This is a genomic window from Vibrio sp. 811 (assembly GCF_033339195.1).
Genome location: NZ_JAWOUB010000005.1, coordinates 147573 through 161361 on the forward strand (window position 1 = coordinate 147573; position 13789 = coordinate 161361).

A 13789-nucleotide genomic window follows, 5' to 3' on the forward strand; every position below is an offset into this window, starting at 1 on the left:
GTAATAAAAATCCGATATTCAAAATATTGAATATCGGATTTTTTCTTTTTATTTTCTCGCTCTAACGGGAATAATAATGTGTGCGTATGGCATACCATACCACATCACGTATGGGCCATCATAACTTGAACCGGTTGGTAGAGAGTCGAGCAACACTTGGTCTAGGGTAATAATCATCATGTGTGGTTCTTCCACAATCCATTGGTTATCGTCCGTTATTCCTTCTGAAAATGGGTCGGTGTTATTGGCGCCGCCATCACCCGCTAACATGCCAAAAAGCACAATTAACTGAAATGAAATTAGTTAAATAGTCAGATTAATAAATTAAAGCTCAATTTAATAAAAATTAAAGTTTGATAAATTTAATTATAGAGTGACCTTAAAAAGGAAGTGTTATTTAAATTTAAAATAGTAATTGATAGTTTTACTATGTTAATTTAAGTGTTCATTTATAAACATTTTTTCGTCTATTAATACGCATGGTTTAAAACATCTGGCAGTCCTGCTTTGAAGCGTGACCAAAAGATGATAAATAGGTGTTTTTAGTGATATGAGCTGAGTTTATTTGTAATCTATATTTTCAACACCTAATTTCCCTCGTATGGCTAATCGTATAAAACAACATTTTATCTTTATTGTTGTCACGCTAAAGCGTACTTTCTTAATTATATGATTAGTTATAAAGGTAACGAGAATGGGATTAAAAATCCGTGGCTCTGTTGGTATAAATGGCACTAATTCGAAAAATGATGTTAAAGCAGTTCAACAATTTTTAAATGATAACCAAAAGAGAATAGGTTTTACCCGACTGTTGGTTGTTGATGGCTCGTTAGGGCGGAGTCCTCATTTGTCGAAAACAGTAGAGGCAATAAAAGTGTGTCAGCGTAAGCTACTTTATATGGTAAAGCCAGATGGTCGGATCGATGTAAATGGTAGAACTCATCGTAAGCTCAATGGATTACCATCCTATAGCTCAGTGAAAAATGATCCTCATGATGCTCAAAAACTAGTAACCAAAGTACCTTGGATGAAAACAGCGTTGGGAGAAATTGGACAAAAAGAAGTTTCAGGCACTAAGGCCAGTCCAAGGATTTTAGAGTATTTTACAGCATCTAAGTTCTGGGGCACTGATGACTCTGGAGGTCAAAATGCTTGGTGTGGTTCGTTTGCCGCTTGGGTTTTTAAACAACACGGAATCACTCCAGTAAAAGAAGCTTATCGAGCAAAGGAGTGGAAGGGTTTTGGTAAAAACATCTCAGAACCTATACATGGAGCTCTAGGGATTAAATCGAGAAAAGGTGGTGGGCATGTTGCTTTTGTAGTGGGAAAGAGCCCAGATGGGAGGCATTTGTACATGTTAGGAGGAAACCAAAACAACCAAGTCAATATAGCAAAGTACTCTATTGATGTTTGGGACAAATTCGTAGTGCCGAGTAACTACGATGAAACAAAAGGCACTTTACCTGTATATACAAAAGGCTCTGCTTTAGCAGGAACGGAAAGTTAAATATGAAGAAATTTATAAGTTTGTTAGGTTGTGTGAGCTTATCAGCTTGTGCTTCAGAGGGAGTGTACTCTCAGAATGAGGCACTCAAAGATGCGATATTCCAAACGCCCTATTCTGCAGTGGTGAAAGTTACAGGTTTTGAAAAATTTTCTGAACATGAGGAAGATGTGCTCTTTAAAGTTCAAGCAGAAGTGATTCAGAAACTTCGTGGAGACGTTGGGTCTGAGATTACTTTCAGTATGTATGGCGAGCTAGGAGATGAGCCCAATATACACCATGATCCTGTCATTCTCACTCTATGTCATGATAAAGATACATATTATTGGCCTGGGACGGGGGCTGAGTTTGAGGCTAATCAAGAGAATATATTATACGCTCAAGAAACAGCTGCTCACTTAGATATAGAACAGCACCATTTTGCACATTGTTCAGAATGAAATTGATAGCGGTTGAAACGAGCGGTTACAGAGCATGTTAGTCGCCATCGTAGACAGCGTCTTTGCTGAATGATTCCTCGAGATTTTTTTAGTCTTTGATTGTCAGAGGTGACTGACAAAACCATACCAACTGTGACAACCAAACCGCTATTAAAGCAGGATATTATTCCTTCAACTTTGTGTTTTAGGAGTAGTCATTAGACTACCCAATAATTGTTGGAATAAATAATGACGAAACGTTGGCTTGTCTCCGCTGTGAGCATCGCGCTGCTCGGCGGTGGTACGTATTTCTATCTCCAATCTGCTGCTCAACCAGAATTGCTGCCTACATTGATTGTGGAAAAAGGCACGATTGAAAAACAAGCGGTGGCTGTTGGTAAAATTGTCCCTGCACACTCCGTGTCTATAAAGTCACAAATCGACGGTATCGTCGGTGAAATTTACGCGAAAGTTGGTGAAAAGGTGAAGCAAGGCCAGCCGCTGATCAAAGTGCGTCCAAACCCAACCCCCCCAAGCATTAACGGATGCATCGGCAGAACTCATGCGTAGCGAAGCCGATCTGGAATCCGCCAAACAAAAACTGTCCAACTTAGAAAGCTTGGTCAAGCAGGACATTATTCCAAGTAACTACGACGAATACGTAAGTGCGCGCTCGGCAGTCAAATCTGCGCAAGCGGACGTATTGCAAAAGCGCCAGAATCTCGAACTCATCCGCAGTGGTGAGGCGTCTATCGGCGATGCACGTTTAACGTCGACGATCTACGCGCCAATTGATGGCACGGTACTCAACCAGAAAGTTGAGGTCGGAGAGCCGATCATCTCGACTCAATCAAGCCAAGCCGCGACTGAAATGATGTCATTGGCCGACATGAACAGTCTGATTTTTAAAGGTAGCGTCAGTGAGCATGATGCTGCGCAGTTGTCTCCGGGAATGCCCGTTATGTTGACGGTTGCGCCTTATCCTGATGTGGCGATTTCTGGTGTGCTAACCAAAGTGGCGATTCAATCTGAGAACCTTAACTCACCAGAGGGCAATGCTTCGGCAAAAAGTTTTGATAACGGTTTTGAGGTTGAAGTGGGAGAACTCAAGATCCCACAAGATGTGTTGCTTCGTTCTGGTTTTTCATCGACGGCTCAAATCATTCTGAAGAAGTCTGAAAACGTGCTCACTCTACCGGAGCGCGCTCTGCAATTTGATGGTGACGCACCGAATGTTCTGATCCCCGACAGCTCAGAACAAGGGTTTCATAAACAACCTGTGAAACTCGGTCTGTCAGATGGCATCAATGTCGAAGTGCTTGACGGCGTGGAGCTTGATGAAGAGGTTATCGACAACAGCATGATGGGAGCGGCGCATGGTTAAGCTGCAACGATCAACAATCGCCTTTGCATTGTTGGCTGCCACGCTCAGTTTGCCGACCTACGCAATTTCTATTGAACAAGCTTGGCAACAAGCAAAGCAGAACGATCCTAATTACGAAAAAGCGAAAATCGGTGTCCAGCTTGGCGAGGTTGGCGTACAGAGTAGCCGCAGTGCGTTATTGCCGGGTTTAAGTGCCAGTGCGTCAGCGGATTGGAATGAGTCCTCAAGCCATTCCAACAGTTACGGCGCGACCTTATCTCAAACTATTTGGGATAGCAGTTTGTGGTCGGAACTGGATCAAGCGAATGCCAATTATCTCAAAGCACAGTTAGAGCTATCTCAATCGCATAACGAGCTTGCGCAGAAGTTGCTCACCGCTTACCTAGATGTGGCAAGCGCACAGGGCGACCTCAAATTGGCGCAGTCCAAGCTGGAGGAGGGGAAGGAACTTCTCAACATCATTGAGAAACGCTATCGAGCAGGCAAAGTGAAGTCGGTTGATGTTGAAGAGATGCGAGCGAATCAAGTCTCTGAGCAAGCAAGTATCCTCAATGCAAAAGCCGATCTCGAAGTGAAAAAAGCAGAGCTTGCGGCGTTAATCAATCAAATGCCGGAGAGTGTCGACCAAATTCGAACGGATTCTTTGATTCAGCCGCCGATGCTGGTGGACTCTCAGGAGCAATGGCTAAAACTGGCGAAAGACAGCAGTCCAGAGCTGTTGGTGGCGGCGCAGATGGTGAAAGCGAGCGAGTTCGCGAAAGATTCAGCTAAAGGTGGATACTACCCGACCGTCAAAGGCAGTGTGGGCTACAGCGATGGTGACAATCGTTCAAACGGCGAGTTTAACGCTGGGATTAGTTTGAGTTTGCCGATTGACCTCAATGGTGCAGTGCGAGCGAAAGTGGACGAAGCATCGTTGAACATTTTAAGCGCCAAACAAGATATGCGTAGAGTGGAAATTGATATTCATAAACGAGTTATTCAGCAGTTTACTCAGGTCGATATCAACTGGAATCAAGTTTTGATAGCGAACGAGCTGGTTGAGTCGCGCGCCAGAGTGTTGCAAAGCAAAGAGAAACTTTACGACGCTGGCCTGCTTGAAGTGTCGGAAGTTATCAGTGCACACAACAGCTTGTTTGAGGCGAAAAACAGTCTGCAAACCAACTTGTACAGCTACTGGCGTAAGAGAATCGGCTTACTGCAAACCGCAGGGAAACTCGATGACGATACCATGGCGTTGATCTCTCGAGCTTTTCATTCATGAGCAGTCTATTGCAACAAACTTGGCAAACGTTGATGGCGCACCGCATGAAGAGCGTGCTGGCCATTATCGCGATTGCTTGGGGCGTGATCTCTGTGGTGGTGTTAATCGCACTTGGCGAAGGCTTTTATCGCCATCAGACCCAGTCGTTTTCCTTTATGATCAACAATGTGCAAGTGGTGTTTCCGTCGAGTACCAGTAAACCGTGGCAAGGGTTACCTTCACGACGACAAATTGATATTCCACAAGAAAAAGTCGACATGATCAAACAGTCGGGCTTCGTGCAACAGGCGTCGAGCGTTTACGCCAAATGGGATGCGAATATCACCAATCTCAAAGGACAGAATTTATCGAGTACGGTCAGCGGTATTGATACGTCTTACTTTCCTTTAATGCAACGCAAGCTGCAATCCGGTTCGAGAAACCTGTCACCAAGTGATATGGACAACCACACTCGCGTGGCAGTGTTAGGCGATCAAATTGCGCAAATGGGCGGAATCCAAATCGGGGATAGGCTCAAAGTCAACGGCATTCCGTTTTTGGTGATTGGGATAACCGTTGGTGAGGACACTGGCATTTCATTCGGCGATAGCCGCACGGTTTTCATTCCTCAAACAACGTACCGCGATTTGTGGGATGCGAAACCTTGGATGGTATTGATGAAGCCGAGAGATGGGATGGATGCACCGTCGTTTCGACAAAATATCGTGAACTTTTTCGCCAAGCAGCTTCATTTTGACCCAAGTGATAAAGATGCGGTCGAATTACCCGATTTTAGTGAAGGTGCGGCGGTCATCAGTGGAATTTTGCGTGGCATTCAGATTTTTCTCGGAGCGAGCGGCGCGATGACCATGGCGGTCGGTGCGCTTGGCGTTGCCAACATCATGTTTTTATCTGTCACGGAGCGCACGCGTGAAATCGGTGTGCGTTTGGCGATCGGGGCGACTCAAAAATCCATACTCAGTCAGTTTATTCTTGAAGGGCTTATTTTGGTAGCTGTGGGCACGGCATTAGGTCTGATGTTTTCGTATGCAGTGGTGTCTGTCCTAAGCAGCATGGCATTACCGGAATGGATTGGTTTGCCTGTGATCACGCCAGATTCCATTGCTTGGTCTTTACTTGTGACACTTATCTTGGCATTGATGGCATCGTATTTCCCAGCAAGGCGAGCATCGCGTCTCACGCCAGTCATTGCTTTGAGTGCGAGGGCCTAGTCATGTTGTTACCGATGAGACAAATTTTCCAAGAAATGGCCGCAGAAAAGCTGAGATTGGGTTTGACTATTCTGGCTGTAGCGTGGGCGACCCTCTGTATCGCTGCTATGTTGGCGGTAGGTGAGGGTATTCGTCAGGGCGTATTGAAAACCGCACAAAATGGTAACGGCAACTTGATTTATTTGACCGGAGGGATGGCCACCGTCGACCATGGTGCTTTTCACCAAGGTAAATTTCTGACATTAAAAATGGACGATTCAGAGGTCGTTCGAGCGTTACCCGATGTAAAAAGTGTTGCGCCAACTGCGAAGTGGAAAGAGCGCATCACCGTTGGTGACAGAAGCTCGTGGCAAGAGCCCTTAGCGGTCACGAGCGAGTTTCAATCCATGACCAATTTGGTGCCGATGGCGGGGGGACGATGGTTAAATCCACTCGATCAAAAAGAGACGCGCAAAGTCGTTGTACTGGGTTATGAACTGGCAGCCGACTTATTCAACCCGAATGAGGACTTTAGTTGGTTTGCGACAGTCACATTGCAAGTCAACCCTGTGGGGAAAAAGGTAAAAATCGGCAATGAGGAGTTCACCGTTGTGGGCGTATTGGAGAAAAACAGCGCCCAAATAGAACAGGGGGATCTTATCAACTATTCCAGCTTTGTGCCGTTAGCGACGTGGAAGCGATTTCATGTCAACGGTGAAATTGGTGGCATCAATGTGCAGCCACAAGCGGATGTAGACCGAGAAGCCTTAGCAAAGACGATCAGGCAAGTGATTGCCCGTAAACACGGGGCAAGTGTCAGTGATGAACAGGTCATCCAAGTCGATGATATGTTCCTTAAGCAAAAGAGTATGCAGCAGTTTCTGATAGGTTTGCAGAGTTTCCTTGGCATTATCGGCTTCGTGACGTTAGCTGTTGCTGGCGTTGGCATCGCCAATGTGATGTATGCCACCGTAAAGCGATCTACGCGTGATATCGGTGTGCGCATGGCAGTCGGTGCAACCCCAACGGCTATTCGCATGCACTATTTAGTACAGTCTTTATTGACAATGATGATGGGGGGGGCGTTTGGGTTAGCCGTGACATACGCGCTGGTGTCTGCCATTAGTTCCATTCCTTTAGAGGGCAATGCCTTTTATGAACAACTGGGTAAACCTGTCCCTGAGTTGTCGTGGGTCGTTGTCGTGATTGTCATCCTCACCTTAGTGATCATTGGTGTGGCATCTGCATGGTTACCTGCAAACCGAGCCGCAAAAGTCAGCCCATTGGAGGCGCTACAAAGTGAATAACAACAATAACTCTGGAGAGAACATGTCGAACCAGCCGCTTGTTGAGCTGACCAACATCTGTAAATACTACTCAAGCGGGGAGGCGGAAGTTCGCGCGCTAGACGGCGTTGACTTAACCATTAATCAAGGCGAGTTTCTTTCGATTCTTGGCCCGTCCGGTTCGGGTAAATCAACGTTGATGAACATGCTCGGCTGTTTAGATAAGCCCACCGATGGCGAGTACCAACTTGGCGGCCAAAGCGTCGCAAGTTTAAGTGCGAATGAGCTGGCTAGCATTCGTAACCAAAAGATCGGGTTTGTCTTCCAAAGCTTTAACTTATTGGAATACGCGACGGCGCTTGATAACGTGGCGCTGCCGTTGGTTTACTCTGGCATCAAAGCCAAAGAACGTCGCCAGCGCGCAGCTAAATTACTAGAGCAAGTCGGGCTAGGGGATCGTTTAGACCATAAACCAAACCAGCTTTCTGGTGGTCAAAAGCAGAGAGTTGCGATTGCAAGAGCCTTGGTCAACGATCCACAAATCATCTTAGCGGATGAACCAACGGGTGCATTGGATTCAAAATCCGGCGCAGAGATTGAAGCTTTGTTCAACCAACTCCACGCCGAAGGTAGAACATTGATCATCGTGACGCACGATAACGCTCTGGCAGAGCGCACTAAACGCATCATCACCATCAAAGACGGCAAGGTAATTTCGGATAGGGTGCCAGTAAGTAGGGAGAAATGAGCTTTTCTTAATTGAGAACTGAGTTTTAAGGGAAATAGCGATACAGAGGCTATCTCCCTTTACTTTTTATTCGCGATGTTCGTTTTGTCTCTCTTTTATCAAGTCATGCTTTTGTTCTTTAAGTAGAGTGATTGCGAGCTTAGTGTCCTCAATCAATTTACTGTTATCGTTGAGATCTTTGCTCTTCAAAGGCAAAACTAGATAATGAATGCTGCCATCTGCATTCTGTACTCCGGTAGCGATGATGACATCACCTTCAGACGCCGTACCAAAATACTCTGATACGACTTTGGTTTCGCTGACACCGTAGCTATCCAAATAGGATGACTCCGTATTGTCAAACAAGATAGGAACCCCTTGCTTAGCTAATGTTCGCAATTGTTTTTGCTTTTGCTCGTCGAATGGATAGTCGGTCGTACTGATGTAACTTACCTGTTCAGCTTCAATAAAATCGTACAGTTCATTGCTCAGTTCATTTAATGGGGCAGATATCCAAGGTGTAGCTGGAATGACGTCGGAAGTATCATCATTGCCACTTTGTGGTGTTGGAGTGGTAACCACCTTTTGAGCAGCATTGCTCTCAGGAGGCGTTACACTTATTGTCGCAGCGTCTTCTGTCTTGATTTGCTCGTCAAGGCTTGCAACAGGTTCGGTCTGGGCATTCTTGTTATTTGAATTAATCAGAAATATGGCGAGTACTGCACCAAGTGCTAGCGCCGATCCAGTCAAGAGTTTTTTGTTACTTGTCATGTGTCATGTCTTACCGTTTATTTCATTAGTAAATACGGCGGCCACTTATTTATTCCGTGGCCGCAGGCTAATAAGTTAGTGGTAGAGATCGTCATTCCAAGAGATAGTTACGGCTCGGCTAGTCTCTGTCCATTGACTGCTATCACGATTTTTCTTCCAGGTATTTTCTGGTGTGGTATACCAGCTACACCAGTCGCGACCAAAGTAGTAATTGGTTTTTCGCCAACCAGCAACCAGCTTGACCTCTGATGTATCTAGGCCATCTTGAATGTCATTTTTTCTATATACGACGCCGACTTGTGGTTTAAAATCTGAACGCATAACGACAGGTAACTCATTGTAATCAATCAAATTACCCATGTCACAACTGGTCCAACGATACAATAACCAGTCTTTAGCTGGCGTATTATGGCGGATAGTCTTGTTTTCAATTAACCAATTAATGCTTTCGTTAGCTTGGTTAAAATCGGCAACCGTTTGAAACTCTGGCTGGTCGTACGTTACACGGTTGCTCCAGGAGATTCCCCCACTAATATTTGGAGAAGTAGAAGCACTGAATCCAAGGTTAAAATCTAGCGACTCACTGACAGATGCCGTTGCAATGGTGTTTTCTGGAGCATGGCTCATGTGGCGTAAAGGGGCGCCATTTAAATAGCTCAGTGCCAGCTTAAAAGCCGTTGGAACGGTGTAACGGTAATCTCCCCCAGTGGCAAAACCATAGATTTGTTCTTTGTTTGGAACATTAGTCATGTCGAAGCCAGAGCCGCCATTTAGGATCAACTTAGCTTCTTTAGCGCCATTTGGTAGTAAAGATTGGTTCCAGACATTTTCTAAAGAATAAATTAAGCGGATTTTTTTCGAGCGTGCATCACCATCATCAAGCTGAAGCAACGTCGAAGTGTAAGATTTTAATGTATCTTCAGCATGTGCTGGTGCTAAAGAACCAAGTAAAGCGAGTGCGATAATACTCGCGGAAAGATGCTGTTTTTCCATTATTGTTTCCTATTAGTCAGCCCATAAAGACTTTTGTTTTAAACTATCTTGATGGGCACTTTATAATTATGGACAGGTTATAAATTCAAGCTCAATAAATGAGCGGTGAAATAGTGCATCTTGTTTTTTATTAAAAAAAGAAAAAGGATAGATTCGTGGGATTAATGTCTCATAGTTTTTAAATTCACCTCTCAACTATAATAAATAATAATCTGGTTATTAAGTCTTGCCTTTTTAAGTTATTGCTTAATTTTAATTTTCTAATGTTATATTGAGCTTTTTTATTGATAAAAGTGAATTTTATAAATGTTAGCCATGTTATTTTTAGGGCTTTTGTTATACCAAACTAAGTAAAGTATCGTTATGTGGTCATCTCGGGTTTATGGGCTTAATTCAAATTAAAACAGTGGTTTATGTTTTTTTTGTTATTATTTTTTTAGAGCTTAATGTAATAGTTTAGTGATAAAGTCCGTCAATGAAGTTGCCATGTTCGTGTATGAAGTTATATGTGCTTTTACAGCAGGAAATTAAACTTTACGTTTAAGATGGTAAAGATAGAAAAAGAAATAAATAAGATTATTAAATAATCATGTTTCGAGAATATAAAATGTAACGTACTTCTAATTAAACGAATGCTTGAATAAACGATGGAGTGTGAAAAGTGCTATTTAAGTTACGCTGTCCTATATTCCAGTTGGCGTATTGTTTATACAATGCGTTTTCTCGGCTTAAAACTGGTTTACGTACTGCTAATCTCTTATCCGTTTCTTAATTACACATATTGGCAATATGCTCGCCAAGTTACGTGTATTGGTGTCAATGAAAAACAGTATCTACGATAGCTCTCTCAGGGTTGGAACTGCCACTATGAATTTCCTTCATGTTCAATGTGAAACAATACCAATATTACTCAACTCGTGAAGCAAGTATAAAAAAAGGACTGCTCTGGTGTTAGGCACTGCGACGGTCGTTTTTTGTACGAACCGTTCGTCGTAAGTGCTGTGCAACCTAACGATTGGGAAAACCAAAAAACAAAAAATGTCCCCATGCACAGAGTTAGGAAAAGTCTGCTTTATCTAAGGAAATAGGATACCAACTCACGATGAATAACGATTTCACATTTGCTATCAAAAGCATTCGCTTTGATGAGAATTACCAACCATCAGACAACACGCGAATCACTACCAATTTTGCTAATCTGGCTCGCGGAAACTACCGCCGAGAGAATCTGCGCAATGCACTCCGAATGATCGACAATCGTTTTAATGCGTTGGCATATTGGGATAACGCGCAAGGTGACCGCTACTCAGTTGAACTTGAAATCATCTCTGTTGATATGGATATCCAAGGTAGTGGAGAAGCATTCCCATCGATTGAAGTGCTCAAAACTAACATTGTTGATCACAACACTAACGAGCGCATCGAAGGCATTGTGGGCAACAACTTCTCTTCATACGTGCGTGATTACGACTTTAGCGTTTTGCTGTTGGACCACAACAAAAACCAGCCACAGTTCAGCATCCCAGCGAACTTCGGTGATTTGCATGGCAAACTGTTCAAAGCTTTCGTTAATTCTGAGTCTTATAAACAGCATTTCAAAAAGCTGCCAGTGATTTGTCTGAGCGTATCGGACAACAAGGTATACCGACGCACCGAAAATCAACATCCTGTTTTGGGCTTTGAATATCAGCCGAACGAATCTTCGTTGACGGAGCAGTACTTCAAGAAGATGGGCTTACAGGTGCGCTACTTCATGCCACCAAACACTGTTGCACCATTGGCATTCTACTTCTTCGGTGACTTGTTGAACGATTATTCAAACCTAGAGCTTATCAGCACGATTAGCACGATGGAGACATTCCAGAAGATTTACCGACCTGAGATTTACAATGCCAACGCGGTTGCCGGTAATTGCTACCAGCCAAACCTAAAAAACCTAGACCACTCGCTAACTCAAATCGTTTACGACCGAGAAGAGCGCAGCCAACTGGCGATTGAACAAGGGAAATTTGCCGAGGAGCATTTCATCAAACCTTATCAATCTGTGCTTGAACAATGGTCTGCAAACTACGCGTAATCGACAACGAGAATCTAGAAAGGAATGACGATGAAAACACTATTACCGACTTCAACGGCTGGCAGTTTACCGAAACCTTCTTGGTTGGCCGAACCAGAAAAACTTTGGTCACCGTGGAAACTCCAAGGTGAAGAACTGATTGATGGCAAACGCGATGCGCTACGTGTCGCTTTGCAAGAGCAAGAACTGGCAGGCGTTGATATCGTCAGTGATGGCGAGCAAACTCGCCAACATTTTGTGACGACCTTTATTGAGCATTTAAGCGGCGTAGATTTTGAAAACCGTAAAACGGTGACCATTCGCAACCGTTATGAAGCAAGTGTTCCGACGGTGGTTGGCCCAGTAAGCCGCACAAAGCCCGTGTTTGTTGAAGATGCCAAGTTCTTACGTCAGCAAACTAAGCAACCTATAAAGTGGGCGCTGCCAGGCCCTATGACGATGATCGACACACTTTATGATGATCATTACGGTAGCCGTGAAAAGCTGGCTTGGGAATTTGCGAAGATTCTCAATCAAGAAGCGAAAGAGCTTGAAGCTGCAGGTGTCGACATCATTCAGTTTGATGAACCTGCGTTCAATGTGTTTTTCGATGATGTGAACGAGTGGGGCATTGCATGTTTAGAGCGTGCGATTGAAGGGCTGAAATGTGAAACGGCGGTGCATATCTGCTATGGCTACGGCATCAAAGCGAACACGGATTGGAAGCAAACGCTAGGCACTGAATGGCGACAATACGAAGAAGTATTCCCTAAATTGCAGCAGTCGAATATCGATATTATCTCGCTTGAGTGTCATAACTCGCGAGTGCCTATTGAGTTGCTTGAGTTGATTCGCGGTAAGAAAGTGATGGTTGGTGCAATTGATGTAGCAACCAGCGAGATTGAAACGCCAGAAGAAGTGGCGAATACACTGCGAGAGGCATTGAAATACGTTGATGCCGACAAGCTTTACCCATGTACCAACTGTGGTATGGCGCCTTTGTCTCGTGAAGTATCAACCGCTAAGCTCAATGCGCTAAGTGCGGGAGCGGAGATTGTTCGTAGAGAGCTGTCTGCTTAAGTTATTCAAAATATTTTCCCCTTAGATAAACAAAAAAACCAAGAGCTCGGTTCTTGGTTTTTTTCTTAAAACAGACGTTGTAACTTCGCGCTAGTTCATTTCTAGCTGTCGAACTTCAGGATGTTTTAGCAACATCACACGAATCCAGTGATGCACCACCCACATCACCATCGCGGTGAGCAGAACCGCAACGAAAATCGAGCTGAAACGGTACAAGATCGAAAAGAACGCGTCTTTTTGTTCTGGCACCAATGAGGTCGTCAGCGGAACCGATAGGGCAGACATGGCAGAAAACGCGATAGCCGCTTTAATTTGCCCCTTGGTGAGCCACAAGCAGAATGGCCCCATCGCAATGGTAAAGGCGAGCCAAAAGAGTAGCCCATGCCCATACCAACTGCCCAATATGAGCTGAACAGCCATCCCTGCGATGCAGCCTAGTGCGGTGCCGATGATGCGAATTTTTGCCATGGCGAGCGAGCCCGCTAAAGTCATTGGGGTTAGGATGATCAAAATGGAAGCTTGTGCGGATAGCGAGTCATATAAGTCTGCTACTTGGAATACGATAAATGCCGCCATCGCCACTACCCAACCCATGGCAACTTGGCTGATGTAGTCAATATCGCTTTTTACGGGGGTCGATATCTCAATGTGTTCGGCGGAGGGTTTTGGCTCAGGGAACAACCAATACGCGAATGCGCAAACAAAAATATTGCTGAACGCCATCACCCACATGTTGACATTGAACTCTTCAATATCCATGAAGTTATAGCTGGCAAAATTCAACACAATTGAACCCACCAACAGCCCCATGTAACCAAACAAATAGGTTTTCTGGTTCATCATTGCAATGCACTTGAACAGCATCATGATTCCGACGGCAATGGTCATTAATGTTGGATGAAACTGCAAGTATTCCAGCAAAAATGTGGCTTGTATGGTTGTCCACACCGCAGAGAAAAACACGGTCAATAAAGCCGCTAGATTAAAGTTGTCCATTCTGCCCAATATAAACAGCGGCATCATGATGGCAAAAAATCCGTAAGACCAACCGAAGATCATGCTTAGCGCGAGTCCTAAAGAGCAGCCGAACCAAATTCGTAAGGTTTTCATTGTCG

12 protein-coding genes and 1 pseudogene are annotated in these 13789 nt (G+C 44.4%); 9 read left to right on the forward strand and 4 right to left on the reverse strand.

From position 1 onward, the window contains the following. Positions 1-48 precede the first annotated feature (48 nt). Positions 49-270 carry a hypothetical protein gene (locus R7Q46_RS10670; protein ID WP_213871722.1) on the reverse strand — a complete coding sequence of 74 codons (222 nt, stop codon included), beginning with the start codon at positions 268-270 and terminating at the stop codon, positions 49-51. Positions 271-694: 424 nt separating this feature from the next. On the opposite strand from R7Q46_RS10670, the gene R7Q46_RS10675 reads away from it, so the two are divergent. The 7 genes and pseudogenes from R7Q46_RS10675 (at position 695) to R7Q46_RS10705 (ending at position 7795) form a co-directional block, all read left to right on the forward strand. Beyond that, positions 695-1507 carry a TIGR02594 family protein gene (locus R7Q46_RS10675; protein WP_213871721.1) on the forward strand — a complete coding sequence of 271 codons (813 nt, stop codon included), beginning with the start codon at positions 695-697 and terminating at the stop codon, positions 1505-1507. 2 nt (positions 1508-1509) lie between these two features. After that, complete coding sequence (locus R7Q46_RS10680) at positions 1510-1944, forward strand: hypothetical protein (RefSeq protein ID WP_024703003.1); 435 nt, start codon at positions 1510-1512, stop codon at positions 1942-1944. A gap of 228 nt (positions 1945-2172) precedes the next feature. Further along, positions 2173-3307, forward strand: a pseudogene (locus tag R7Q46_RS10685) (efflux RND transporter periplasmic adaptor subunit). Then, positions 3300-4571, forward strand: a complete 1272-nt coding sequence (locus R7Q46_RS10690) for a TolC family protein (protein ID WP_151514994.1) — start codon at positions 3300-3302, stop codon at positions 4569-4571. Before R7Q46_RS10685 ends, R7Q46_RS10690 begins: the two are co-directional and overlap by 8 nt. Beyond that, positions 4568-5782, forward strand: coding sequence for an ABC transporter permease (locus R7Q46_RS10695; protein ID WP_021822522.1), 1215 nt, complete (start codon positions 4568-4570; stop codon positions 5780-5782). Before R7Q46_RS10690 ends, R7Q46_RS10695 begins: the two co-directional genes overlap by 4 nt. A gap of 2 nt (positions 5783-5784) precedes the next feature. Further along, complete coding sequence (locus R7Q46_RS10700; protein ID WP_262597324.1) at positions 5785-7068, forward strand: ABC transporter permease; 1284 nt, start codon at positions 5785-5787, stop codon at positions 7066-7068. 22 nt (positions 7069-7090) lie between these two features. After that, positions 7091-7795, forward strand: coding sequence for an ABC transporter ATP-binding protein (locus R7Q46_RS10705; protein ID WP_262597326.1), 705 nt, complete (start codon positions 7091-7093; stop codon positions 7793-7795). 66 nt (positions 7796-7861) lie between these two features. On the opposite strand, the gene R7Q46_RS10710 is transcribed toward R7Q46_RS10705, so the two are convergent. Both R7Q46_RS10710 and R7Q46_RS10715 read right to left on the reverse strand, forming a co-directional pair. Further along, positions 7862-8545 carry a topoisomerase I gene (locus R7Q46_RS10710; RefSeq protein ID WP_130545126.1) on the reverse strand — a complete coding sequence of 228 codons (684 nt, stop codon included), beginning with the start codon at positions 8543-8545 and terminating at the stop codon, positions 7862-7864. Positions 8546-8620: 75 nt separating this feature from the next. Next, on the reverse strand, positions 8621-9538 hold the full coding sequence (locus R7Q46_RS10715; protein WP_005376731.1) for a leukocidin family pore-forming toxin: 918 nt from the start codon (positions 9536-9538) through the stop codon (positions 8621-8623). A 1102-nt stretch (positions 9539-10640) separates the two neighbouring features. Between R7Q46_RS10715 and R7Q46_RS10720 the strand changes: the two genes are divergently transcribed. Continuing rightward, positions 10641-11615, forward strand: a complete 975-nt coding sequence (locus tag R7Q46_RS10720) for a DUF1852 domain-containing protein (protein WP_042523046.1) — start codon at positions 10641-10643, stop codon at positions 11613-11615. Between the two features lie 30 nt (positions 11616-11645). Then, positions 11646-12674, forward strand: coding sequence for a methionine synthase (locus tag R7Q46_RS10725; RefSeq protein ID WP_258473913.1), 1029 nt, complete (start codon positions 11646-11648; stop codon positions 12672-12674). 90 nt (positions 12675-12764) lie between these two features. On the opposite strand, the gene R7Q46_RS10730 is transcribed toward R7Q46_RS10725, so the two are convergent. Further along, entirely contained in the window at positions 12765-13784 is a 1020-nt protein-coding gene (locus R7Q46_RS10730) for a DUF2955 domain-containing protein (RefSeq protein ID WP_318077495.1), read from the reverse strand. Positions 13785-13789: the final 5 nt, after the last annotated feature.